Below are 24,032 nucleotides of genomic sequence, written 5' to 3'. Positions count from 1 at the left end.
ACAGTCCAGGTTAATTGATAAGGGTCCCTACCCCTTCGTTAGAAAATATTTCTAACAACACCGCATGGGTTTGACGTCCATCAACTATATGAGCGCTTTTGACGCCATGTTTGACTGCACTTAATGCGCAGCGAACCTTTGGCAGCATCCCCCCATGAATTGTCCCGTCGGCGATCAAGTAGTCGACGTCTTCCGTGCTGAGCTGCGTCAGTAGCTGCCCCTGCTTATCCAACAGGCCAGCAACATTGGTTAATAACATTAACTTTTCGGCGTTTAGCACTTCGGCAATTTTCCCAGCGACCAGGTCAGCATTAATGTTGTAAGAGACACCCTCTTCATCAACGCCTATTGGTGCAATAACTGGGATGTAATCACTGGCTATCAGCGTATCAATGAGGTCAGTTTTGATCTTTTCAACTTCCCCCACATGGCCAATATCAATGATTTCAGATGTGTTGGTTTCAGGTGACTGACTGCTAACATTTAGTTTCCGAGCACGTATCGTTTGTCCATCTTTACCCGTTAAGCCAACTGCCTTACCACCCTGGTGATTAATAAAATTGACAATTTGCTTGTTAACCAGACCACCTAATACCATTTCAACAACATCCATGGTCTGACTGTCAGTGACACGCATGCCCTGAACAAAACGAGTTGGAATATTCAATTTGGTTAGAAGCTCACCAATTTGTGGCCCCCCCCCATGAACAACCACTGGATTGATACCTACCTGTTTCATCAGCACAACATCGCGAGCAAAACCTCTCTGCAACTGTTCATTTTCCATAGCATTACCACCGTATTTGATAACGATGATTTTGCCTGCAAATTTTTGCAAATAAGGCAGTGATTCCGTAAGAACCCGCGTAAACTGGGCTGCACTATCATGTGTCAGCGTCATAATTCCAACCTGGTAAAATGCACAACACGCTTTGTGCGCTTCTTGAAAGAGCTGGATAAATAAGCTCAAAAACTCCAGAAGCGCTCCTGTGCTAACTTATCGCAGCATGTGATTTGTTACAAGCTTGCAATGTGAAATAGATTCAATTAGTTGTCGTAAACGGCTAAAAAGTGCGCTTTTAGACTATTAAAAAAACACTATAAGATAGTTGCTGCCATTCTGTCGATCCCAGTCACACACTTTTTCAGCACTAGACACCACCTGCAGCGTGTGCCTGGGTAAGTAAGGAGTTAGAAAGGAATACTAATCTCTGGCGCAACGGCCAACAATTGTTTTTTGAATAAAGACTGAATTTTTTTCAGTAGCTCATTAGTATCCGCCTCAAAACGTAATACCAACATAGGTGTCGTATTAGATGCCCTGACCAAACCCCAGCCAGATTGAAAATCAACTCGCACCCCATCAATATCAGTAATTGTTCCTTTACCAAAATTACCTTCTTCAGCCAGTTTTTTTACTATTTCAAACTTGCTTTCATCGGTAACTTCAATATTAATTTCTGGCGTGCTAACCCCTTCTGGAAATGCACTGAAAATAGCATCTACAGAGCGATTATCAGTACTGATAATTTCCAGTAAACGTGCAGCGCTGTATATTCCATCATCAAAACCATACCAACGCTCTTTAAAGAAAATGTGACCACTCATTTCACCAGCCAATAATGCACCAGTTTCTTTCATTTTGGCCTTAATCAATGAGTGACCTGTTTTCCACATAATTGGGCGGCCACCATAGCCACTAATTAAACTGGTAAGTTTACGGGTACATTTCACATCAAAAATAACATCAGCGCCGGGATTTCGAGATACTACATCCTTAGCAAATAACATCATCAACCGATCAGGGTAAATAACCTTGCCTGTTTCAGTGACTACACCAACCCGATCACCATCACCATCAAATGCTAACCCTAAGTCAGCCCCCGTTTCTTTTACCATAGTGATTAGGTCTTCCAGGTTTTCTGGCTTACCTGGATCTGGGTGATGGTTAGGGAAGTTACCATCTACCTCACAATATAGGGGGGTTACCTCACACCCAAGCTCTTCTAATAGCCTGGGCGCTATTTCTCCCGCCACTCCATTACCACAATCCACAACCACTTTTAACGGCTTGGCAATACCAATATCATCTCGTACCCGCTCAATGTAGCTTTCAACGATATCAATGGCTTGGCGCTGCCCTTGGCCTGAGTTAAAGTCGTTGCTCACAATCCGCTGATATAGATTTTGAATCTCTTCATTCGCCAGGGTTTTTCCACCAATTACTATTTTAAAACCGTTGTAATTTGGCGGATTATGGCTGCCTGTCACCATCACGCCGGTATTACTGTCATCAAGAATATTGGTAGCAAAATACACCAGGGGCGTTGGCACCATGCCAACATCAATAACATTTGCCCCTGTAGAAAGAATACCTTTGATCAACTGCTCACTGATGTCAGGGGAAGATAGCCGGCCATCAGCTCCCACCATGACACACTGTTCATTTGCAGCTAATGCTTCACTTCCTATCGCTTTACCAATCAGCTCTGCTGTTTCTATAGATAAGGTCTCTCCCACTACTCCTCGAATGTCGTATGCTCGAAAGATACTTACTGGCACTTCAGTTTCAGCAGAATCACTACTGACTTTTTCATCCATCTGCTCTTCATCAATCATTTCAATATCCAGGGTACCGTGTTGAAAGAGTGGATTAGTGAAATCAAAGTCAGCCAGCTCTTCTTTATCCTGACTTTGCTCATTGCTCTCCGCTGCAACCTCAGTTGTTACTTGAGCAGACTCTTCAGGCTTGGCTTTACTAATATTGGACTTTAATAGATCTTTAAGACTGATTGCTAGATTGGAGAACAGTTCCAATTTATAAGCCGCATCAGGTGTATTGGGACGTTTTAACAACGCCTCAATATAATCCAACAAAGTACCTGTATCTGCCTGCTCAGCAGTACTCTGTTGTTTTTGTACAACAATCGTCGCCACAATAATACCAACTATGCTAATTAATGCGGCCACTATCAAAACCAGCAGTGAATTAGGAGCATTGTCGCTAACCTCGTCACCTGGTCGAAACTCTAATTTCCATAAGGGGTTTGCAGTACTTAGAGTGAATGGATCATCACTGGTCGCTTTACCAAAATTAGTAATTTCGGTAGCTATACCCCTAAAACTTTGCACTAGCTTAATTTGCCCTTTAGGTGCCTGCTTGTCTTTTAATAGCGCATTTTCTAAGGTTCCTTTTTCAACCGCAGCCACTAACGAACCTAATACTTGACTACCCCGCCTAATTGCAGCGGCATGGAAAATCACTGGTCGATTTTGCACCTGATGAAACTCAGGAAAGACTTCTTGGCTAGCTTCAGCTTTATTGGCTAAATCACGTGCAGCAAAGTTTAGTGGCAATGAGCCATTATTGCTGAGGTCACTACTACCCTTTATCCGATAGTTAAGTTGAATGCCACCAGGAATTATTTTTGACAGATTATTAACCAATTCATTAAGCCCTGCATGATCTTGCTGCTGGGCTTTTTCGGCAACATCTGGCAAGCTTCCAATAGCCGACAGTTGCTGGCTTAATTGAGCCATGTAACTATTAGTTAAGGACTGGTATTGCTGTAGCTGTTCATTGGCAATGCTTTTTTGATAACTATTATTGCCTTGTTGAATAAATCCAACATAAATCACAACTAAGCTAATTAAAGTGGCAGCCAAACTAATGGCACCTGCAAGAAAGGCAAACTGTGTAGAGCTTTTCTGACTGGTATTTAACTTCCCTTCACTTGCAATATTGTTAGCCGATGATTGTTTTTTCTTTTTGGCTAGTTTTGCCATGTTGCCCCCAATTTGTCTCTCCAGACTTGAAGGTGGTCTCTCATATGCCTTTATTATATTTCACATATGAGGCTGCCTGAAATTTTTGTGACACCTTCATATACAACAGGTGACTCTTACTAAAACACCGTTTAAGAAAGACTAAACCTTTAGTATACAAACAATAGGTTAGCCCGGATAACTTACCTGGTAACAGCAGCTTAGATATTTGGTAAATTTTCGGGCTAGAAAACTGAAGCTGAGCTATTAAGCCTAAGCAGAACTAATTGGTGCCTGAGTGACCAAAACCACCCACACCTCTTGCGGTAGACTGGAACTCATTCACTAATTCAAACTCAGCTTGCACAACAGGAACAAGTACTAACTGGGCAATGCGCTCACCTGGCTGGATAGTAAACGTGCTGTTACCCCGGTTCCAACAGGAAATCATTAATTCACCCTGATAATCAGAGTCTATCAAACCAACCAAATTACCCAACACTATACCGTGTTTATGACCAAGCCCAGACCTTGGCAAAATCATTGCCGCAAAATTAGAGTCTTCTATATAAATAGCCAGCCCAGTCGGAATTAACACTGTTTGACCAGGCTCAACCACTAGATCCTCATCAGTGCAAGCTCGCAGGTCCAACCCGGCAGAGCCTTCTGTTGCATAGTGGGGCAAAGGTATTTCGTTGCCTAGTTTAGGGTTTAATACTTTAGCTTGTAATTTTTGCTTCATAACTCAGTTCTAGTGTTGGTTATTGACAGCATGACTAATAAAGTCAATCAGCTTTCTGGCAAGTAAGGTTTTTGCCATGGGAGGAAACGGTTCTTCAACTTCTCGGCTAATCACAGTAACGGCATTGTCATCACTATTAAAGCCAACTGTCGTATCAGCCACATTGTTAGCAATGATCATATCAAGGTTTTTATGCTCTAATTTATCTTTGGCATAATTGATGATGTCTTGGGTTTCCGCAGCAAAGCCTACGACAAATGGTTTACTCGGCTGGCTGGCCACTGAAGCAACAATATCTGGGTTACGAACCAATCGAATAATCATTTCATCTTCAGCAACAGTTGGATCTTTTTTTAGTTTATGGTCAGCTACCTGCTCAGGACGATAGTCAGCAACTGCCGCACAGGCAATAAAAATATCCGCATCAGGTATCACCTGATGGGTAGCCTGATACATATCCATAGCACTAATAACATCCACACGCACAACCCGGTCAGGGGTAGCCAAAGTTACTGGACCAGCAATTAATGTTACCTTAGCTCCAGCAGCCACAGCGGCTTCAGCTAGTGCAAAACCCATTTTTCCAGAGCTGTGGTTGCTGATATAGCGCACAGGATCAATCGCTTCTTGGGTTGGGCCTGCAGTAATCACCACATGTTTACCAGTTAACTTCTCTGACTGAAATTGTTGAGCACAACTATCAGCTAATTGAGTAGGCTCTAACATCCTACCTGGCCCAATGTCACCACATGCCTGTTCACCTTCAGCTGGACCAAAACACTGTATTCCACGCTCAAGCAATACAGTTGCATTATGCTGGGTACTGGCGTCACGCCACATCGCCTGGTTCATCGCTGGTGCCAAACAAATAGGTGCTTCAGTCGCCAAGCATAAAGTGGTTAGCAAATCATTGCCCTGGCCCGCAGCCATTCGAGCCATCAGATCAGCCGTGGCAGGAGCAATTAAGACCAAGTCCGCCCACCGGGCTAACTCAATATGTCCCATCGCTGCTTCAGCCGCTGGATCGAGTAAATCCATATGAACTGGATTACCAGAAACCGCCTGCAAGGTTAACGGGGTAATAAACGACTGGGCTGCTTCTGTCATCACGACCCTGACTTCAGCCCCCTGTTCTTTCAGTCGTCTAACCAGTTCAGCACTTTTGTAGGCGGCAATACCACCTGCAATGCCAACAATGATTCGTTTGTTGCTTAGGGTTGCTAATGTCATGGGTAAAAAGTATTCAGCCTGTGATTATCTGCCGTCTTTTAGAATTGGCTTAAGATACCATTGTTGCCAGTTTTTTCGAAGTAAGTCGTAACAAGGAGCAGTGTTTAATTATGGCGATCACTGACTGGGATAAGTCTGAGCAACCACGAGAGAAGTTGCTGGAATACGGCCCGAAGTATTTATCTGATGCTGAGCTTTTAGCTATATTTTTACGCACAGGCATTCGCGGTAAATCCGCTGTTGACTTAGCCAGAGAGATGATCAATCAATTTGGTGGGCTCAATCCATTACTGGAGGCAGACCTAAGCCAGTTTTGTTCCATCAAAGGGATGGGTACAGCAAAGTATGTCCAGCTGCAAGCAGTACTGGAAATGTCTCGACGTTACTTCTGGCAATCGATGAATAAAAAGCCATTACTCAACAGTAGTGAAGCAGCAAAGAATTTTGTCAAAGCCTGCCTGCAGCCCTATCAAAGGGAAGTATTTGGTGCACTGATGCTCAATAGCCAAAACCAAGTTATTGAGTTTAAAGAGTTGTTTTTTGGTACCATTAGCAGCGCGGCGATCTATCCCCGCGAAGTGGCAAAAGCTGCTTTAGTGGTAGGAGCTCGACATGTCATTCTAGCCCATAACCATCCGAGTGGTTCATCAGAGCCTAGCCAGGCAGATATTGAAATCACAGCCAACTTAAAAGAAGCATTAGAGCTTATTGAAGTAAGCGTAATAGACCATCTGATTGTTGGCGACAACAGAGTCGTATCCCTAGCGGAGTTGGGCTACATTTAAAAAACTAACTCAACTCAAAATTTAGCCAATTTTCTTGCTTAGGGAGTGCTGTTCTGGTATAAAGCACTGCTCTTTAAGGGGGGTGCTGCTTGCACACTGTGGCAAAACACAAGCCTCCTCGTGGCACTAGTTGGAACTTAATCAAGCGCAGAGGCTGAGCAAATGTCTAAGGTTTGTCAGGTCACTGGAAAGCGTCCAGTTACCGGTAACAATGTATCTCACGCACACAACAAAACGCGTCGTCGTTTTTTGCCTAACTTACACCACCATCGTTTCTGGGTAGAATCTGAGAAGCGGTTTGTTAAGTTACGGGTTTCTGCTAAAGGTATGCGTATTATCGATAAAAAAGGTATCGATAACGTATTAGCAGATCTTCGTTCTCGTGGCGAAAAAGTGTAAGGAGCGAATACCATGCGTGATAAAATCAGAATGGTTTCCAGTGCAGGAACCGGTCATTTCTACACCACTGATAAAAACAAGCGTAACACTCCAGACAAACTGGAGATGAAAAAATACGACCCAGTTGTTCGTAAACACGTTATCTACAAAGAAGCAAAAATCAAATAAGATTCTTGTTGTTTTGTCAGTGTGCAAAAAACCCGCTAAAGCGGGTTTTTTTGTTCCTGGTCAGTACGCAACAATCATCTTGAGTTAAAATCCGTTTTTCTAAGTTTACGTTTTTAGAGAGGCAGCAGCCATGGTCAAGGCACCTGAACTTTTATCTCCTGCTGGTACTTTGAACAATATGCAGTATGCTTTTGCCTATGGCGCAGATGCTGTATATGCAGGGCAACCTCGATACAGCTTACGGGTTCGTAATAACGACTTTGACCTGAAAAATCTCGCCAAAGGCATCGAAATCGCTCACCAGCAAGGCAAAAAGTTTTACCTTGCCAGCAATATTGCTCCGCACAATAGCAAAATTAAAACCTATTTACGGGATATTGAGCCTGTTATTGAAATGCAGCCAGATGCATTGATTATGTCTGATCCAGGCTTAATCATGCTGATTAAAGATCGCTGGCCAGAAACAGAAATCCACTTGTCCGTACAAGCCAATGTGGTTAATTATGCTTCTGTTGAGTTTTGGGCTAGGCAGGGAATTAACCGAATTATTTTATCTCGCGAATTATCTTTAGAAGAAGTAGCAGAAATCCGTGAAAAATGTCCAAGCATGGAATTAGAAGTCTTTGTTCATGGTGCCCTTTGTATTGCTTATTCTGGTCGCTGCTTACTTTCTGGCTATATGAATCACCGTGACCCTAACCAGGGAACTTGCACCAATGCCTGCCGCTGGAAGTACGATGCCCATGAAGCAAAAGAAACACCGGAAGGTGATGTAGTGCCAGTGCAGCAAGTCGATCCAGCCAAAGTCGCCCCCCAATTAGGTAGTGGAGAGCCCTCAGATGAAATTGTTTTGCTTCAAGAGCAAGGGCGACCCGACCAATATATGCCTGCTTTCGAAGATGAGCATGGCACCTATATTATGAACTCCAAAGACTTACGTGCAGTACAACATGTGCCGCGTTTTGTTGAAATGGGCGTACATTCACTAAAAATTGAAGGCCGCACTAAATCCCATTATTACGTTGCTCGAACCGCACAGGTTTATCGACAGGCAATTAATGATGCCGTAGCAGGCAAAGCATTCAATATGGAATTAATGGATACCCTAGAAAACCTGGCTAGCAGAGGTTACACCGAAGGATTTTATCGTCGCCATGTACATGATGAATACCAAATGTATGAACGCGGCAACTCAATTAGTGATAAACAACAGTTTGTGGGTGAAGTAGTTGATAGTGATGGTGAGATGATCACTATTAACGTGAAAAACCGGTTTCAAGTCGGCGATAAACTAGAGTTAATGTCACCTCAAGGTAACCAAACATTTGTACTAAATCATATTGAAGCAATAAATGGTGAACAGCGTGATGCTGCTCCAGGTTCTGGCCACCAGGTAAAAATCCCTATGACTGGTTTTAACAGTGAATTTGGTTTATTAACAAAGTATTTAACCTAGACAGAATATCGAGACTGTTTGATATACGCTGAAATATTCAGATTAACAACTCACAAAACATTTTTTACACATTCGTACTAAAAAATAATCAAAAAAACTTGTATTTATTAGCCTAAATGACTATTTACTCAAATGAGAAAACCGCTAGGCTACTTGATTAGGAAGTGAGGGGGAGCCACTTCCTGATACTACGGTTTCAACAGTAGTGATACTCTTTGAAACTAGCCATATAGGCTGGCTCTTTAAAGGGCACTTAATTGGGGGATAAACCATGCACGGACTAGCAACTCAACTTCAAAATACCAACAGCATCGTTCATATAAGCACTTGGCATGCTTTAGTCGCTGAGCTGGCCGAAACAGCACAACCCGTATTTATCTTATTACCATCAATTGGCAAGGAACAAGGAATAATAGAGTCTCTACAAGGAGATATGGTTACCATAAAACTAACAGATAGCCGACTCTTGATGCATTTAAATCAATTGGTCATATACCGCTAAACGAAGCCTTTGTATTTTTTATTTGCCCAAAAGTACAACCATTTACATCCATACCCAAAACGCAGGGTTTTTAGGGGCAACCGTCGAGCAATGAAGCCCTATGAGTTTATGTTTTTATAAATGATTAGGGTGAAGAGCGAAGACAACAGTCCATAAAAATCATTCGTGAAGGGGATTATATGAATAGAAGACATATCTTGTGAATAGCTTTTTTCTAACTCTTAAAAAAACGGTTATTATTGACCAACCAGTAACAACCGTTTTTAGCTTCATTAATTATGACACTGGGTTAGTTAATCGATAGCTACGTAATAGTGCAGCAAAATCAGCTAGCGCCTTGATGCCGCTGGCTTCTGCTTGCTGACACCACTCTTTTAAAGCCTCGATACGTTCATGCTTGTCTTTGAATGTAGTTTGCCAGATTGACTGTAATGCAATGCGCTTTTCGTAAATAGTTTTTAATATGTGGCTATGCTCTAACAAGTGAGTAATACGCTCTTGATGAGCAGGTTTTACTAAACTGGTTTCTCGTGCTAGCAACTTATGGGCCCGACGAAACAGCTTTTTATTCTCTGCCAATGACTTCTCCAGTTTAATAATTGGCTTAATGACCTGCTTCCTGTAATGCACCATTATTTGGAAACGATTATTAATCACTGCCATGATAGTTTCTGCATCAATATGCTTTTTCTTTTTATCCATATAACTAATAGGCTTTTTATGCTTTACGTTAGCCAACTTAAAGAAGCACAAAACTTTGATATAGAACCAGCCAATATCAAACTCCCAGGATTTGGCTGATAATTTGGGAGAGTTAGGGAAAGTATGGTGATTGTTATGTAACTCTTCTCCACCGATTAGAATTCCCCAAGGCAGTATATTACGGGCTGCATCTTTACACTCAAAGTTACGATAACCTGCATGGTGTCCCACACCATTAATAACACCTGCAGCAAACAATGGAATCCAGATCATTTGGATTGCCCAAACCGTTAAGCCTATAATCCCAAAAAACAATAAATCAACGACTAGCAATATACTAATACCCAGGCTTGGGAAGCGGCTATATAAATTGTTTTCAACCCAGTCATTGGGAGTGCGTTGGCCATAACGTTTTAAGGTTTCTTCGTTTTCTGCTTCTTTTCGATAAAGCTCAGCACCCTGCCAAAAAACTGTATTAATTCCTTTAACCACCGGGCTATGAGGGTCTTCTTCAGTTTCACATTTAGCATGATGTTTTCTGTGAATAGCAGTCCATGCTTTTGTTGTCATACCTGTTGTCAACCATAGCCAGCCACGAAATATATGTTGAAGTACTGGATGCAACTCTAAAGCGTTATGAGCACTATAACGGTGAAGATAAATAGTTACAGAGATAATTGTAAGATGGGTTAACAATAAAATAGTTAAAATGAGTTCACCAATGGACAATTGAAGCAGTCCGTTATACCACATGAGAAATATCCTCTAACTTGCTTGACGAGGATACTTAATTGCATCCTCAACTTAATTATTTTTCCTATTTTTATTAATACCCCATGCTTTGGGTATATAGTAATAACGACCTTGTTGTTACTTAATTTCTATGGTCAGTAATACAGCAAATAGCATTCCAAATTTTTTGTATCAGTATGATAAAACAATAAATACTGCCCCAAAAAAATGAGCTCTCTCACTTACAAGACACCACTATCGCATAAATCTTATTTACTATCACATAAACTTTATTTTTTATCCCCTATGAATTAAAGGCTTAGAAAATAGACAGATTGCTGGCAACCAAAAGCAACAACGCTCTCTCATTTTGCACACTGCCACTTTCTCTTATTCAGATTAGTAAAAGCTCAAATGGTTGTGACTTTGACAGAGATAATTTCGTTACCTCTCCTATGTCTCATTACCTGTAATCAGAGTATCACTGTCACGAGTAAGCTGTAAGTTACCAAACTGGTCGACTTCAGCCTGCCAATCTGGCGCTATATAAGTAGTCGCTATCAGCTCACAGATAATGGCAGGGCCTTGAATATTTATGCCGTTACTCAGCAACGTCCGCTGATACACTGGTACATCCTGAGCAATACCATAAACCTTACCACAGCCTACCTCAGCCAATTCTTTAACATCGACTGTAGGAAGTTCAATATTCAAGCTAGGGGCTGTTACTGCTAATCGTATATTGACCAGTTCAACTTCAGTATCCATTTGATGCCCATATTGAGCCTGATGGGCATAATGAAATGCTTCACTAATCATTATCAAGTCAGGCTGCTGCCAGTCGCAAGGAATAGCTAAAGTAAAAGACTGACCAAGGTAACGTATATCTACTTCAGCATCGAAAGTTAGGTCCGCTTCAAACAAACCCTCGGCGGTAATCTCTACAACACCATTTTGTTGTAGCTGGCAGAAAGCCTTGTGAACTTCATTACTGGTTAGCTTGCTAAATGGCTTTCTATAAGTTTGAACCAACTGCCTTGCTCTAGGTGCTGCCAACATACCTAACGCTGAAAGGACACCACTATTGACTGGAACCACCGCCCGGGTCATTCCCAAAGCATCAGCCACAGCACAAACATGCAAGCCACCCGCACCACCAAAGCAGCATAAGGTGAATTCTTTTGGGTCATAGCCTTTTTGAATAGAAATAATCCGTATTGCATGAACCATATGCTCATTGGCAAGCTTTATAATTCCCTTGGCCATTTCTTCAGCTGGCAGTTTCACCGTTTTACCCAATTTAGTAATGGCTTGTTTTGCTGCATCCATATTCAGTTTTAAGCTCCCTCCCAACTGAGTGGATGCTGGCAAACGACCTAATACCAGGTTGGCATCTGTGACTGTAGGATTCTCTCCCCCCAGCCCATAACATGCAGGACCAGGGTCTGCGCCCGCAGAAACAGGCCCAACTTGAAGCATTCCACCACTATCAAGATAAGCAATAGAACCACCACCCGCCCCAATGGTATGCATATCTACCATTGGCACAGCTACCGGGTAACTGGCAATCTTTCCTTCATTGGTGAGCTTTGCCTTGCCATCAATCAATGCAACATCAGTAGAAGTACCGCCCATGTCAAAAGTAATTAATTTATCTTTCCCAATTAAGCCGCCAATAAAGCTTGCTGCAGACAAACCACCTGCTGGGCCTGATAGCAACAAATTAACGGCTCGGTTACTGGCTTGCTCAGCAGCAATGGTGCCTCCAGATGACTGCATCACAGTTACTGGACACGGTGCTGTTACCTTTTGCAACTCATTTAAATAGCTGGCGACAATAGGCCCCAGCCAGGCATTCAACCAAGTGGCCATGCCTCGCTCATATTCTTTATATTCAGGCAGCACAAACGATGAACGACTGACAAACACCTTGTCATCAACAGCAACTTCCAGCGCTTTTTCGTCTGCATCATTTAAAAATGAAAATAATAGATTAATAGCGACTGCAGCCGGTTGATGCTCTGCCACAGCTTGTTGCAATTTATAAATATCAATACCCGTCAAAGGCAGTACAGTATTACCTTTTGCATCCAGTCGGCACCCTACTTCAACACACAGCTCTTTTGACACAGGCGGCTTAACAGGAGCGGGTTGCAGGTTATACAACTCCTGACGTTGTTGGCGCCCAATCGTCAATATATCCCCAAACCCTTCATTAGTGACATAAAGCGTTTTCACCCCCTTGCCTTCTAATGCAGCATTAGTTGCCACGGTTGAGCCATGAATAATCAACAACTCACCCGCTTCCACCAACGGTTGCAGCTCCATTTCCTGAATACCTTGCAAGATAGCCTGTGCCGGGGCTTGTGGAGTGCTAAGCACCTTATGAATCGCCATTGTTTGCACAGTTGCTGGCTCATCGGTATTAACAGGAACAGCTGTTAGAGGCGCTGTTTGTAAGTACACAAAATCAGTGAACGTACCGCCCGTATCAACACCGAGCAAGTGCAGTTGATGTGCCATAGCAAGTGGTAACCTTATTCCAAAACCGCGATTAAAGCTTTATTATGCCAACTTAACCAGCCACGCTACACCTGTTTTATGTCCTGATTTTTTTATGCCAGAGTTACCAGAAGTTGAAACAACCCGTCGAGGCGTAAGTCCTCATATTGTTGGTAGTAATGTTAAACAAGTGGTTATTAGAGAGCATCGCCTCCGCTGGCCTGTTCCGGCTGCTTTGCCGAAGCTGCTCACAGGTTCTAAACTAATCAGCTTAGAGCGTCGAGCTAAATATTTATTGTTTGGCTTCTCTCAGGGCACCTTGATTATTCATTTAGGTATGTCTGGCAGTTTGCGCATTGTCTCTCCTGACCAGCCAGTCGCTAAACACGATCACGCTGATTTTATATTTAGTAACGGGCAAATTTTGCGATTTACCGATCCCAGAAAATTTGGCGCTATTTTATGGGCCGATAACACTACCCCCATTAATGAACACCAACTCTTAGGCCACCTTGGTCCAGAACCCCTCACCAATCAGTTTGATGGCAACTTATTATTTGAGCTTTCCAGAAAGCGATCATTGGCCGTTAAGCAATTTATTATGGATAACCAAGTAGTGGTTGGGGTTGGAAATATTTATGCCAATGAAGCTTTATTTAAAGCCGGCATAAAGCCAGACAGAAAAGCTGGCAGTATTTCTCGCCAACGTTATCTTCGCCTAGCCACAGAAATTAAACATGTATTAGTCGCAGCCATAAAACAAGGGGGAACCACCTTAAAAGACTTTGTTGGCGGCGATGGAAAACCAGGCTACTTCAAACAAGAGTTATCTGTATATGGCCGAGGCGGCGAAGCTTGTCTAATCTGTGGTAAGACATTAGTAGAGATTAAGCTTGGACAGCGTGCAACTGTATACTGTCAACGCTGTCAGAGTTAGCCAATCTCATGGGGTGACAAGCGAAAAATACGACAGATTTCACAAACAATCTGTTGAGTAATAGGCCATTATTGTCGACTCCATAAATAAAGCCTATTTTGTCATCTATATGCAATAAATATGTCTAATTGTTGCCATAATGATGACAGATGGCCCAGAGTTGTTATAGTTGTTGTATATTTTAAAAGCACCGTTCGATAATAAGGAAAACGCTATGCAAAGGCTGAAGTCAAAGCTTTCAGGATTGTTGGGGACTGTTTTAACTACTGTACTTTTAGCAATGCCTGCTACCAGTCAAGCTGAAATAGAACCAATTGATGCGGATGTAAAGGCAGAACGCTCTATCACGGGAACGAAACAAGATCCTTCTGCATATGCCATGATTGGTGATGCAGTGATTGCCCGTCCATTACTATTTGGGATGACTGTTGTAGGTTCTGTCGCTTACGTGGTTACTTTACCATTCTCATTACTAGGTGAGAACGCAAGCCAGGCGGCTGAAACACTAGTCTTGCAACCTGCTCGTGCAACATTTGTTCGCTGCTTAGGCTGTACTGTCTACGACTAGTTTTATTGCAGGCGGGATAAAATTCCTGATTTAGGCCTGAACGCTTGGCACCAGAACACTTACAGTCCCCCAATACTGGAAGGTAAGGTCTGTTGCCATAAAGCGTTGCAGGATTGGTATTTTGTTTTCTTTTTTTACTGACTAATGGCTCATGCCAATTTATTCCAGCAGAAGAAGACGAAAAGGTTAACTGGCCTGCCCAGTAATAATCATATACTTTTGCATTAACTCATCATGACTTTCCTGATGATCAGGATCATGGGGAATGCAGTCAACCGGACATACCTGTTGGCACTGTGGTTCATCATAATGCCCCACACACTCAGTGCACAGCATTGGGTCTATCTCATAAATTTCTTCGCCAGGAGAAATAGCACTGTTTGGGCACTCTGGCTCACAAACATCGCAGTTTATACACTCATCAGTAATCAGTAATGCCATTGCTAAGCTCACAGTTATAGCGTCTAGCCCGCTATGTCATTTTTATTGCTGCTGAACGCTGTTGTTACACTGTGCTAATTGTACGCTACTTCTGGGTAACTGAAAAACTGACAGTTTGTGTGTGTTTTAACCAGCATAGCTATTGTTTATGAGGCTCAAAACAGCCTTTCAGTGCTTTCTCAACACAAGGGTGCACAAACTTGGAAACATCTCCACCTAACGCGGCAATTTCTCTGACTAAAGTTGAGGAAATGTAAGAGTATTTTTCTGAAGGGGTTAAAAATAAGCTCTCTACACTAGGGGCCAAGATACGGTTCATATTGGCCAGCTGAAATTCATACTCAAAATCCGAAACAGCCCTTAGCCCTCTCAAGATGACATTAGCTTTACGCTCCTGCACAAAGTCAGCCAATAGATTATTAAAACCACACACCTCCACATTCTTCAGGCCACTGGTTACCTCTTTGGCCAAGCAAACCCGATGGTCTAGGGAAAAGATAGGCTTCTTTTTTGGGCTTTCTGCTACAGCAATAACAACTTGGTCAAACAGTTTGGCAGCCCGCTCTATCAAATCGGTATGACCTTTGGTAATCGGATCAAATGTACCTGGGTAGACAACGGTATTCATAGTTTTCCCTATTACAATATTTCCGGGTTTTTTCAGCGTTTCTCAATAACTATATACAAAGAGAGTATAAAGCGAATGGTATATGAAGATTATATAAATACAAGGTGATTTGCGGATAAATAATTCAGCTGTTGCTTTTTGATTTCGTCAACTCATTTGCCAGCTGGTTGGACTGTAATGCACTAAGCGCATAAATCGACAACTGTGGATTAGCGCCAATACTGGTGGGAAATACTGAACCATCTAGGATAGATAAATTATCAAAATGATGAAAACGGCACTGGCTATTCACTACACTATTGTAGGGGGTCTCCCCCATTCCACAGCCTCCCATCACATGAGCAGAGCCTAATAAAGTCTTATAAGACACAAGGTCTAACCTATTAATTTGCTCTTTAACTTCATGCCAACTATTACTCAAAGTAGAGTCAATATGAGCAGGAAACACTTGTTTTGCACCTGCTGCAAACTGTATTTCTGCCATGGTTAACAGCGAATGCTTAACTGCCTTCCAAATATAAGGAGTAAGTGGATAATCTAATATCGGAGTACCATCATTGTGTAATATTACCCTGCCACCCTGACTTTCAGAGTGAAAACCATCTCTTAATAATGCCAATAGCACCTGAGTATACGGCAGTTTTAACATACGCTGACGTAACGCATCACCTGTCTTCTTCATTAATACAGAGGCCAATACAGGTTGTAAAGGCGGTACTTCCAGTTTAAAGCCCATTTGGTCATCATCAGGCCATTGAAAATGATCAGAATAAATAGATTGAGGAGCGCCAGCATAACCTGCAACTTCCTGAGGCATTTGGGCAACACTCATCGTCACTGGGTGTAGAAATGTTCGCAAACCAATTCGGCGGTAAGGATCAGGCACATTGGAACGCATTAGAATAGCTGGGCTGCCAATTGCCCCAGCTGCGATTAAATAATGCTTAGCCTTAATGGTAATAGGTGCCTGTTTATTTAAAACACCATTAACCTGTTTTAATGGATAACAAATTAGTTCATTGACTTGGCTTTGCTTCCAGTTAAAGCGCTGGGCGACTGTGGCATATAATAAAGTGGCGTTATTTTCCAAAGCGGCTGGGATAGTTGTCACCAGCATCGACTGCTTTGCATTAGTGGGGCAGCCCGTGCCGCAATAACCTAAATTCCAACAACCTTTAACATTACGTGGAATACTGGCTACTTGATAACCCAGCTTTTCACAACCTAATTTCAATACAGCATTATTGGCATTTGGTGGCACATCCCAGGGACCAATATTCAAACGCTTTTCAATATATTGGTACCAAGGGGCTAAAGTACTGGAGTTAATGCCAGCTACAGTAAACTGATCCTGCCAATACTGAAGGGTTGCTTCTGGCATATGAAAACTAGAAGTCCAGTTAACTACTGTGGTCCCACCCACCGCTTTACCTTGCATAATGGTAATCGCACCATCTTTGGTGGTTCGCCCACCTCCTTCCTGATACAACTCGCCATAAGCAACATGCTCGTCCATATTAAAATCATTAGACGACCGAAGCAGCCCTTCCTCAACCATCAGCACAGTTAAACCAGCATTACTGAGAGTTTCCGCCGCAATACCTCCACCAGCACCTGTACCGATAATAACTACATCTGCTTCAAAGACTAACGGCTTGGTCACTTTTAGCCCATTAACCACCTGCCAGCCTTGCTTTATACCTTGTTGAATTGGATCAGAAATTGTCATGCGCTTTGGCTATTTTTATTAGTTTGCATTTAATAGGTGTTTTAAAAATGATTAACGGGGGTAATAAGTACTTTTTTAAAAGGTACACCAGGGTAACCAATATTGGACCAGTTAATAGGCAGGCTATACCACACCATAATACAGAGTTGGGTTAATGCATGATGTGCTTTTCGCAGTAAACTAATAGAGCTGGTTTGCCAGCGTTGTAAAAAACTAGCTATTTCGTCGTTGGTCGCATTTTCCCAACTACCACGCACACCCGTTATTAGCCACTGAGTCAGGGATAAATTGACTAATCCCAATAATTCTCTCAACTCCTTCTGTAATGCTGGTGATAAAAAGGCAAGTTTTGCATCTAATTGTTTCAGAAAAGCATTTTGTTGCGTTGATCGCCAGTATTCATTACCAGCTTTCAGTTCAGCAGTGATTAATTCAGATTTATTTTTACTAACACCCAAAATTACTGGTGCTACGGCACTAAAAAATCCAACATCTCCTGCACTTAAAAATTGATAGCCTATAGCACTTCTATCAGAACTATTATTAGCCAACTGATTAATAGTAATCACACCAGAAAGCGCTAACGAGCCAGCAATTCCCACTTTTAAAAGCTGACGACGTTTCAACGCAAAGCGTTTATTAAGTAAAATGACATTCATATTTATTATCAGGCATACGCTTCGCGTTTTTTATAGTTTGCTGCAAAGACCTTTAAAAATAGTATTTGTTAGATATCCTCAAAAAATTATCTAACAAATAATCGGTATAACAATTTTAAAATTAGTTGTTTATATGGCGGATAAACCAACTTAGCCCCATTAAATTTACCTTTGCTAAACACAGGTTTAGCTTTGGAAAATGTAAGAAATCCTTCATGTCCATGATATTGCCCCATTCCTGAATGACCAATACCACCGAAAGGTAAATCATCTACTGCCACATGCATCATGGTATCGTTAATACATACCCCTCCTGAGTGGGTATGGGTCAGCACTTTTTCCTGTCTTTGTTGATCAAAACCAAAATAATAAAGGGCGAGTGGTCGAGACCCAGCATTAATTAACTCGATTGCTTCATCAAGGTTTTTATAACCTACTATTGGCAGAATCGGCCCAAAGATTTCCTGCTGTCTTAACTTCATCCCAGGTTTGGTATTAGCAACCAAATGCATCGTCATGTGGCCTTTATTAGCATCTTCAACCACACTCTCCACTTTATGCACTGTGGCACCTTGCTTAGTAGCATCTGCTAACCAGTCCTGCAAACGCTGATGCTGCCTTTCATTAATAATACAACTGTAGTGCTGCTGATTGCCGCTATACATTTTACTGAAGTGAGCTTTAAAAGCGTTAATAAAATCGTTTTCCTGCGATTTTGGCAATAAAATATAATCAGGAGCTACACAGGTTTGCCCTGCATTAAAAGCCTTTCCAAAACAAATTCGCTCAGCGGCCTCTGCAATGGGAAAATCCTGGTCAATAATAACCGGTGACTTACCACCCAACTCTAATGTTACTGGGGTAAGGTTTTGTGCCGCTGCCGCCATTACCGCATGGCCCACCTGAGTTGAGCCGGTAAATAACAAATGATCAAAAGGCAATTTGGAAAAACTAATCCCTACTTGAGCATCACCCGTGGCAACAGCAACTAAATCATTAGGGAAGTTATTGGTTAACAACTCAGCCAATAATGCTGAGGTTTTTGGTGTATATTCGGAAAGCTTCAAGTAAGCTCGATTGCCCGCAGCCAGCGCGGTTGTTAAAGGCCCTATAGCTAAATAAACCGGGTAATTCCAAGGTACAATAATTCCAATAACACCCACTGGCTGATAAATGACTTTTGCTTTCGCTGGCTGCAACTGTAGTCCCACATGACGTTTGCTTGGTTTCATCCAACGCTTTAAGTGCTTCATCGCATAATTAATGCCCTGAATACTTGGCATGATTTCACCCAGCATGGTTTCTGCTGCTGCTCGATTACCAAAGTCTTCATTTAACGCTGCAATCAGCTGATCCTGAGCACTTAACAGTACTTGCTTTAGTTTGGCAAGCCATTCAATCCGCTCCAAGGCCTTTGGCATCGGTTGTTTTTGAAACCCATTCTGTAGCACTCGGAGTTGATCAAGTAAAGGGTTAAGCTCTGTTGCTGAGCTCATTTGAGCAGCAGGTGTAGCCATAGCAGGTCTTCTCCAGCAAGAAGGACGTTAATTTGTATTCCTTTTACTGCTTGTCACTGTTAGTATTATTAGAGTTATTACTCTAATTAGTCAATAGTAGCTATAGATTTAATAAGTTTTATAGATTTAACAGGTTTATTAGTGGCAAAGCCTAAAACACAAGATAAGATCATTAGTGCCAGCTTGACTCTCTTTAATGAACAGGGGGAGCGCAATGTAACGACAAACCATATTGCCTCTCACTTAGGCATCTCACCAGGAAACTTGTATTATCACTTCAAGAATAAGCAGGAAATCATTTATCAGATATATCTTCAATATGAGAATGACTTACAGAAAATTTTAGTATTACCACATGGCCGCTCCATCACACTTGCAGACAAGCAAGATTACCTGACACAAGTTGCACAATGTATGTGGTATTACCGTTTTTTTCACCGAGACCTGGAGCACTTGCTATCTTCTGACCCCAAACTACATGAGCGATACAAACAGTTTTCTCGGTTTTGTTTACAGTCAGCAGAAGCGATTTACGAAGCACTGCGCACAGCAGGTTATATTAGAGCCAGTGATTGTCAATTAAAGGCATTAAGTAATCACTGCTGGATTACTATGACTTCATGGATTGGCTTTTTACGAACAGCAGTTTTGTCAAACTCCAATAGCTTAACCAAACAATGGATTCATGAAAGTATTTTTCAAATTATGGCTATTGAGCAGGCCTTTTTCACTGAGAAAGCTTTATGTGAACTTAAAATACTTCCAGAGCTAACCTCTCCATCTTTACTATTTGAGGCAATAGATGCAGTACCGATGGATCATTGATCTAGGCAGTCACTCAGCAAAGCTTTATCATTTAAAATCTGGCGAGTTAATCATATGCTGCTTAAGAAGTTGGCAATGGATAAAAAATAAATATGATAGCAACACTATTTATACTCAGCTCAGCAGTTTATTAACTGAGTTTGCAGTTAATGGTCCAACTTTAGCGATAGGTACTGCTGCATTAAGAAATAATCAGGTCTTAAAAAAACACGCTGAGCAAGCCTGTAAAAAATTAGCCATTCCTTTAAAAGTACTAAGCCAACAGCAAGAAGCCAACCTTATTGGCTTAGCTTGCAAACACTATGGCTATAATGAAAATTATACAATCATTGACGCCGGCGGTGGCAGCATCCAACTTATTCAACCTGATCAAGGAATACTGTTTTACTCTTATGGCTTAAATTACTTAACTCAACAGTTCAATTTATCTACCAAACCAGAAAATAGAAACACCAAGCAATGTATTGACTGGCTAACCAGCCAACTACCAAAATCAATAAATTCATTTATTTATACCGGCGGTGAAAAACGCTACCTAGAGCACTTAGGCATACCATTAATTAAAGATAAATGCACAAAAGCAGATTTTATTGAATTGGCAAGTCAATTAGTCGAAAAACCTCTCAATGAACTCCGCCAACTATCACCTTTTGACCCTAAATGGATGGATGGCGCCATCGCCTCTAACTGCTTGATTGTTGCATTACTCAATAAATGTAGTGAAGATTTTTTTATGGTGAATAATCTCACTATCGTTGATGGGTTGCCATTTGCTAAAGAACTTGTTGCTTCTAGGGCCTATTAATACTATTTGAATATCACAGTTGTGACTGTAAAAACACTAATCGAGGCGTGAAGAGAGAAATTTAGTTGCGCTAAATGAATGATGAACAACAACGAGTAGACTTTTTACAGTCTCAACCCTTCGAGCCATGATTACTTTTCAACCCGGCCCTGCTACAAATCATTTATGTAGAATGACTACATGGAATTCATTGTGCCTTTCTGAGCGAAAAAATAGTCTACAGCAGTGGTGGCTACTAGGCCCTAGTATAACTTTGCAAGCTTATCGATAATCTTCACTTGATAAAAGCTAAATAACATGATCAATATTTTCAATTAAAAAACAATGACTGAAAAATCAAGTTAATAGCAACTAGCGAAAGTACCCACTTAATGATGAAAGAAAAATTCTTATTGCTAATCTTATGTCGTACCTTAGTACCAATATATGAGCCAACTATACTAGCAATAGCAAGTGCGATGATAAGAAACCAGTAATTTAGAATTGAATAACCCAAAACCCCATAAACTACTAACTTAAAAACATGACTGATTGACATTAATACAGCGTTCGTTGCAACAATGCTATCTTTAGTTAATTCCCTATCTGTTAGTACTGCTGTTGCCAATGGGCCAGTAGCACCAACAATTACACCTAAGCCAGTCTGCAAACAACCAATGAACCACATTGAGTAGTTTGATCGGTTAAGCCAGTTGAATAACTGTGTCCAGGTACTTAATAAAATAAACAAGCCAATTAAAATAGGAAAATAGTCAAAGTTAAAATTTACTACGACTACACTGGCTATCAGTACTCCTATTATTGATCCACCCAAAAAAGTTCCTACCACTGCCCAGTGAATACTTTGAAAAGCAAATAAAAACCTAGAGCAGTTACTCACCAACTGGTTTGCGCCATACATAGGGATTACGGCAAATCCAGGCAAATAAATAGGTAATATGCCTAAAAATAATTGGCCACCAGCAAAACCTAACACTCCACTCAGGGTAGCTGTTACTAATGCAGCGATAGTTAAAATGATCCAATCCATGTATCCTCTTAGTGCACGTACACTTCCTCAATTATGAGTTTATTTAAAAAGAATGCTAAGGTCGTATTGCATTTTATCCCCAGTTTATTTAAAAGTAATAGAGCAAAAAAAACAAAGGCAAGGAGTAAGCCCAATGAAAAAAATTAATGCATTGTCAGCGCTATTCTGTTTAACGATAGGGGGACTATATTTAAACTCAGCATCTGCTAGCTTAATAACTCAAGTAAACTCAGTTAGTGGACTTGGTAGTCAGGCCAACTTTAAAATTGAAAACTTTGAAGATGATCAGTTATCTTCAGGTATTAAGTTTTCGTCAAGTACTGGCACTTATAGAGCCCCAGCGGATATATTTAGTAGTAGCAACACACCTTCAGGCAAGTATGGGTTAACTACAAATAGCTATCCTGACCCTATTTCCATGACATTTACAAACCCAATCACTGCACTTGGTTTATTCTTTGGTAATGATGACAGTTGCTGTACCAATAACTTCACGGCTTATCTTGATATATTCACCGATTCTGGTGAAATTGAAACCATATCGACAGATGCCAACATGAATGACTGGACAGACCAATTTATTGGTTTTGTGAGTGAAACATTAATTACCAAAGTAGTTTTCAGATATGGGTTTGATGGCAACGAACCGCTTCATATATTTCTTGATGATGTAAGATTTAACACTAGCGTAGAGAATATTTCTTTACCAGGCACACTTAGCCTGACATTACTAGCTGGGCTGGGATTATTAAGTTACGGTCGAAAAATAACTTGAATTTTTAGTCCACATCCATTCCGCCTGGCTGTTTTGGAAAAAACCCGCTATGTTTTGACCTTTACGCATTGCCAGTCGGAAGCCTTATGGCTAATTACATTTTTAAGACACAAGTATTTCAATTAAAAACACATCAAAAAACCTCTTTTTAATCAACTAATGTAGGGGTTATTTCCCTTAACCTTATATTGTAGGATAAAGACTGAGAGAGGGATACACATGTCTATTACAATATTCCCGGCACCAATACAACTATAAATCACTTTACTTATTTATACTAACCGAAAAATCCAGCAAACAGTTTTCTCACAATGTCCAGAATATATAATGTACGATAAGCTTTTCAAACTTAGTCCTGTTAACACTACTTTATTCAATCTTCGATATAATCTTAATTAATTTATACAATCTTATTTACCCACCTAGAAAATTCCACAAAATTCAAAAACCATACAAAAGACATAAACTGTTGAAAATTTTCATTCCACAAGGCGGCTGCATAATTATGAATAAAGTATATATGATTAGATATTTATTACTACAGAGAACGATAAATAAAAAATACTTGGACTTGAAATATGATCAAAGCGAGTGATATATAGTTACAGTCAGTTATAATAGATACTGGTATACTTATTAAAATATTAATATCACCTCAGGAGAATTTATGCTTCTCAAGTTCAAATCCATCATTCTGGCAACTGGCCTACTGCTCAGTACAGTTTCTCTTGCTGACACTATTGAGCTAACAGATGGCTCTCGTCTCTCTGGTGAGATTAAGTCCTTAAATGATGGAATCTATGTCATTAATACTTCTAGCTTAGGACAAGTTCGAATAGAGCAAAGCAAGGTACGCACCATCAGTAAAGGTCAGTCTACTACTAATACACTCAATGGCTTATCACTTGACGTCATCAAACATTCTATTACCAATAACCCTGATACATTAAAAACAATTCTGGCACTACAAAACGACCCTCAAGTTAAAGCTATCCTTGCCGACCCTGAGTTGATGAAATTAATCAGTAATGGTGACCTTAATGCCTTACAGAGCAACCAAAAAATACAACAGTTAATGACAAGCCCCGAGGTTCAAGCTATCACTCGACAGATTCTTATTGGGCAGTAAGTCTGA

General features: G+C 41.1%; 23 protein-coding genes. 11 read left to right on the top strand and 12 right to left on the bottom strand.

What is annotated here, in order from left to right:
• Positions 1-10 precede the first annotated feature (10 nt).
• The 4 genes from argB to coaBC form a co-directional block, all read right to left on the bottom strand.
• Positions 11-901: an acetylglutamate kinase gene (gene argB, locus G4Y78_RS02180; RefSeq protein ID WP_163831220.1), complete on the bottom strand. Its 891-nt coding sequence runs from the start codon at positions 899-901 to the stop codon at positions 11-13.
• Between the two features lie 290 nt (positions 902-1,191).
• Positions 1,192-3,786 (bottom strand): phosphomannomutase/phosphoglucomutase, encoded by a 2,595-nt coding sequence (locus G4Y78_RS31505; RefSeq protein ID WP_163831218.1) that lies wholly within the window; start codon positions 3,784-3,786, stop codon positions 1,192-1,194.
• A 262-nt stretch (positions 3,787-4,048) separates the two neighbouring features.
• Positions 4,049-4,507 (bottom strand): dUTP diphosphatase, encoded by a 459-nt coding sequence (gene dut, locus G4Y78_RS02170; protein ID WP_163831216.1) that lies wholly within the window; start codon positions 4,505-4,507, stop codon positions 4,049-4,051.
• Positions 4,508-4,516: 9 nt separating this feature from the next.
• On the bottom strand, positions 4,517-5,737 hold the full coding sequence (gene coaBC, locus G4Y78_RS02165; protein ID WP_163831214.1) for a bifunctional phosphopantothenoylcysteine decarboxylase/phosphopantothenate--cysteine ligase CoaBC: 1,221 nt from the start codon (positions 5,735-5,737) through the stop codon (positions 4,517-4,519).
• Between the two features lie 110 nt (positions 5,738-5,847).
• Here coaBC and radC point away from each other — a divergent pair, with 110 nt between their 5' ends.
• The 5 genes from radC to G4Y78_RS02140 all read left to right on the top strand — a co-directional run bounded on the left by radC (position 5,848) and on the right by G4Y78_RS02140 (position 9,047).
• Positions 5,848-6,522, top strand: a complete 675-nt coding sequence (gene radC, locus G4Y78_RS02160; protein ID WP_163831212.1) for a RadC family protein — start codon at positions 5,848-5,850, stop codon at positions 6,520-6,522.
• A 162-nt stretch (positions 6,523-6,684) separates the two neighbouring features.
• Entirely contained in the window at positions 6,685-6,921 is a 237-nt protein-coding gene (gene rpmB, locus G4Y78_RS02155) for a 50S ribosomal protein L28 (RefSeq protein WP_163831209.1), read from the top strand.
• 12 nt (positions 6,922-6,933) lie between these two features.
• Positions 6,934-7,089, top strand: coding sequence for a 50S ribosomal protein L33 (rpmG, locus tag G4Y78_RS02150; RefSeq protein ID WP_163831207.1), 156 nt, complete (start codon positions 6,934-6,936; stop codon positions 7,087-7,089).
• A 130-nt stretch (positions 7,090-7,219) separates the two neighbouring features.
• A complete protein-coding gene (trhP, locus tag G4Y78_RS02145) occupies positions 7,220-8,545 on the top strand; it encodes a prephenate-dependent tRNA uridine(34) hydroxylase TrhP (protein WP_163831205.1) in 1,326 nt (441 codons plus the stop codon).
• A gap of 271 nt (positions 8,546-8,816) precedes the next feature.
• Positions 8,817-9,047 carry a hypothetical protein gene (locus tag G4Y78_RS02140; protein ID WP_163831203.1) on the top strand — a complete coding sequence of 77 codons (231 nt, stop codon included), beginning with the start codon at positions 8,817-8,819 and terminating at the stop codon, positions 9,045-9,047.
• A 276-nt stretch (positions 9,048-9,323) separates the two neighbouring features.
• Here the strand turns inward: G4Y78_RS02140 and G4Y78_RS02135 are convergent, their stop codons facing one another.
• Both G4Y78_RS02135 and G4Y78_RS02130 read right to left on the bottom strand, forming a co-directional pair.
• A complete protein-coding gene (locus G4Y78_RS02135; RefSeq protein WP_163831201.1) occupies positions 9,324-10,502 on the bottom strand; it encodes a DesA family fatty acid desaturase in 1,179 nt (392 codons plus the stop codon).
• A 432-nt stretch (positions 10,503-10,934) separates the two neighbouring features.
• Complete coding sequence (locus G4Y78_RS02130) at positions 10,935-13,004, bottom strand: hydantoinase/oxoprolinase family protein (protein WP_163831200.1); 2,070 nt, start codon at positions 13,002-13,004, stop codon at positions 10,935-10,937.
• A 94-nt stretch (positions 13,005-13,098) separates the two neighbouring features.
• Here G4Y78_RS02130 and mutM point away from each other — a divergent pair, with 94 nt between their 5' ends.
• The gene (gene mutM, locus G4Y78_RS02125) at positions 13,099-13,920 is read left to right on the top strand and encodes a bifunctional DNA-formamidopyrimidine glycosylase/DNA-(apurinic or apyrimidinic site) lyase (protein WP_163831198.1); all 822 of its coding nucleotides are present in this window, start codon (positions 13,099-13,101) and stop codon (positions 13,918-13,920) included.
• A gap of 214 nt (positions 13,921-14,134) precedes the next feature.
• Positions 14,135-14,488 carry a hypothetical protein gene (locus G4Y78_RS02120; protein ID WP_163831197.1) on the top strand — a complete coding sequence of 118 codons (354 nt, stop codon included), beginning with the start codon at positions 14,135-14,137 and terminating at the stop codon, positions 14,486-14,488.
• 186 nt (positions 14,489-14,674) lie between these two features.
• On the opposite strand, the gene G4Y78_RS02115 is transcribed toward G4Y78_RS02120, so the two are convergent.
• The 5 genes from G4Y78_RS02115 to G4Y78_RS02095 all read right to left on the bottom strand — a co-directional run bounded on the left by G4Y78_RS02115 (position 14,675) and on the right by G4Y78_RS02095 (position 19,462).
• Positions 14,675-14,929 (bottom strand): YfhL family 4Fe-4S dicluster ferredoxin, encoded by a 255-nt coding sequence (locus tag G4Y78_RS02115; RefSeq protein WP_163831195.1) that lies wholly within the window; start codon positions 14,927-14,929, stop codon positions 14,675-14,677.
• Between the two features lie 139 nt (positions 14,930-15,068).
• Positions 15,069-15,557 (bottom strand): pantetheine-phosphate adenylyltransferase, encoded by a 489-nt coding sequence (gene coaD / locus G4Y78_RS02110; RefSeq protein WP_163831193.1) that lies wholly within the window; start codon positions 15,555-15,557, stop codon positions 15,069-15,071.
• Positions 15,558-15,681: 124 nt separating this feature from the next.
• The gene (locus G4Y78_RS02105) at positions 15,682-17,286 is read right to left on the bottom strand and encodes a GMC family oxidoreductase (RefSeq protein WP_163831191.1); all 1,605 of its coding nucleotides are present in this window, start codon (positions 17,284-17,286) and stop codon (positions 15,682-15,684) included.
• Positions 17,287-17,327: 41 nt separating this feature from the next.
• Positions 17,328-17,945, bottom strand: coding sequence for a hypothetical protein (locus G4Y78_RS02100; RefSeq protein ID WP_163831190.1), 618 nt, complete (start codon positions 17,943-17,945; stop codon positions 17,328-17,330).
• 86 nt (positions 17,946-18,031) lie between these two features.
• The gene (locus G4Y78_RS02095) at positions 18,032-19,462 is read right to left on the bottom strand and encodes a coniferyl aldehyde dehydrogenase (protein ID WP_230425679.1); all 1,431 of its coding nucleotides are present in this window, start codon (positions 19,460-19,462) and stop codon (positions 18,032-18,034) included.
• A 141-nt stretch (positions 19,463-19,603) separates the two neighbouring features.
• Here G4Y78_RS02095 and G4Y78_RS02090 point away from each other — a divergent pair, with 141 nt between their 5' ends.
• Together G4Y78_RS02090 and G4Y78_RS02085 are read left to right on the top strand one after the other, a co-directional pair.
• Positions 19,604-20,287, top strand: coding sequence for a TetR/AcrR family transcriptional regulator (locus G4Y78_RS02090; RefSeq protein ID WP_163831188.1), 684 nt, complete (start codon positions 19,604-19,606; stop codon positions 20,285-20,287).
• Positions 20,265-21,092, top strand: a complete 828-nt coding sequence (locus G4Y78_RS02085; RefSeq protein WP_163831186.1) for a Ppx/GppA phosphatase family protein — start codon at positions 20,265-20,267, stop codon at positions 21,090-21,092. Before G4Y78_RS02090 ends, G4Y78_RS02085 begins: the two co-directional genes overlap by 23 nt.
• Positions 21,093-21,402: 310 nt before the next feature.
• Here the strand turns inward: G4Y78_RS02085 and G4Y78_RS02080 are convergent, their stop codons facing one another.
• On the bottom strand, positions 21,403-22,122 hold the full coding sequence (locus tag G4Y78_RS02080) for a sulfite exporter TauE/SafE family protein (RefSeq protein WP_163831184.1): 720 nt from the start codon (positions 22,120-22,122) through the stop codon (positions 21,403-21,405).
• Positions 22,123-22,255: 133 nt separating this feature from the next.
• Here G4Y78_RS02080 and G4Y78_RS02075 point away from each other — a divergent pair, with 133 nt between their 5' ends.
• Entirely contained in the window at positions 22,256-22,897 is a 642-nt protein-coding gene (locus tag G4Y78_RS02075; protein WP_163831182.1) for a hypothetical protein, read from the top strand.
• A gap of 667 nt (positions 22,898-23,564) precedes the next feature.
• Positions 23,565-24,026: a hypothetical protein gene (locus G4Y78_RS02070; protein ID WP_163831180.1), complete on the top strand. Its 462-nt coding sequence runs from the start codon at positions 23,565-23,567 to the stop codon at positions 24,024-24,026.
• The last annotated feature ends 6 nt before the right edge of the window (positions 24,027-24,032 follow it).

This window comes from Spartinivicinus ruber (assembly GCF_011009015.1).
Lineage (GTDB): Bacteria > Pseudomonadota > Gammaproteobacteria > Pseudomonadales > Zooshikellaceae > Spartinivicinus > Spartinivicinus ruber.
Note: the sequence above shows the minus strand (reverse complement) of the source record. Positions and strands in the feature narration are given on the sequence as shown.

Bases quoted from the DNA above. Each gene is read 5' to 3' on its own strand.
- G4Y78_RS02095 (WP_230425679.1), bottom strand. From the start codon at position 19,462: ATGGCTACACCTGCTGCTCAAATGAGCTCAGCAACAGAGCTTAACCCT.
- G4Y78_RS02115 (WP_163831195.1), bottom strand. From the start codon at position 14,929: ATGGCATTACTGATTACTGATGAGTGTATAAACTGCGATGTTTGTGAG.
- mutM (WP_163831198.1), top strand. From the start codon at position 13,099: ATGCCAGAGTTACCAGAAGTTGAAACAACCCGTCGAGGCGTAAGTCCT.
- G4Y78_RS02085 (WP_163831186.1), top strand. From the start codon at position 20,265: ATGCAGTACCGATGGATCATTGATCTAGGCAGTCACTCAGCAAAGCTT.
- G4Y78_RS02140 (WP_163831203.1), top strand. From the start codon at position 8,817: ATGCACGGACTAGCAACTCAACTTCAAAATACCAACAGCATCGTTCAT.
- rpmG (WP_163831207.1), top strand. From the start codon at position 6,934: ATGCGTGATAAAATCAGAATGGTTTCCAGTGCAGGAACCGGTCATTTC.
- argB (WP_163831220.1), bottom strand. From the start codon at position 901: ATGACGCTGACACATGATAGTGCAGCCCAGTTTACGCGGGTTCTTACG.
- G4Y78_RS02080 (WP_163831184.1), bottom strand. From the start codon at position 22,122: ATGGATTGGATCATTTTAACTATCGCTGCATTAGTAACAGCTACCCTG.
- G4Y78_RS02135 (WP_163831201.1), bottom strand. From the start codon at position 10,502: ATGTGGTATAACGGACTGCTTCAATTGTCCATTGGTGAACTCATTTTA.
- trhP (WP_163831205.1), top strand. From the start codon at position 7,220: ATGGTCAAGGCACCTGAACTTTTATCTCCTGCTGGTACTTTGAACAAT.
- G4Y78_RS02070 (WP_163831180.1), top strand. From the start codon at position 23,565: ATGCTTCTCAAGTTCAAATCCATCATTCTGGCAACTGGCCTACTGCTC.
- radC (WP_163831212.1), top strand. From the start codon at position 5,848: ATGGCGATCACTGACTGGGATAAGTCTGAGCAACCACGAGAGAAGTTG.
- G4Y78_RS02120 (WP_163831197.1), top strand. From the start codon at position 14,135: ATGCAAAGGCTGAAGTCAAAGCTTTCAGGATTGTTGGGGACTGTTTTA.
- G4Y78_RS02105 (WP_163831191.1), bottom strand. From the start codon at position 17,286: ATGACAATTTCTGATCCAATTCAACAAGGTATAAAGCAAGGCTGGCAG.
- coaBC (WP_163831214.1), bottom strand. From the start codon at position 5,737: ATGACATTAGCAACCCTAAGCAACAAACGAATCATTGTTGGCATTGCA.
- coaD (WP_163831193.1), bottom strand. From the start codon at position 15,557: ATGAATACCGTTGTCTACCCAGGTACATTTGATCCGATTACCAAAGGT.
- dut (WP_163831216.1), bottom strand. From the start codon at position 4,507: ATGAAGCAAAAATTACAAGCTAAAGTATTAAACCCTAAACTAGGCAAC.
- G4Y78_RS31505 (WP_163831218.1), bottom strand. From the start codon at position 3,786: ATGGCAAAACTAGCCAAAAAGAAAAAACAATCATCGGCTAACAATATT.
- G4Y78_RS02100 (WP_163831190.1), bottom strand. From the start codon at position 17,945: ATGAATGTCATTTTACTTAATAAACGCTTTGCGTTGAAACGTCGTCAG.
- G4Y78_RS02075 (WP_163831182.1), top strand. From the start codon at position 22,256: ATGAAAAAAATTAATGCATTGTCAGCGCTATTCTGTTTAACGATAGGG.
- rpmB (WP_163831209.1), top strand. From the start codon at position 6,685: ATGTCTAAGGTTTGTCAGGTCACTGGAAAGCGTCCAGTTACCGGTAAC.
- G4Y78_RS02130 (WP_163831200.1), bottom strand. From the start codon at position 13,004: ATGGCACATCAACTGCACTTGCTCGGTGTTGATACGGGCGGTACGTTC.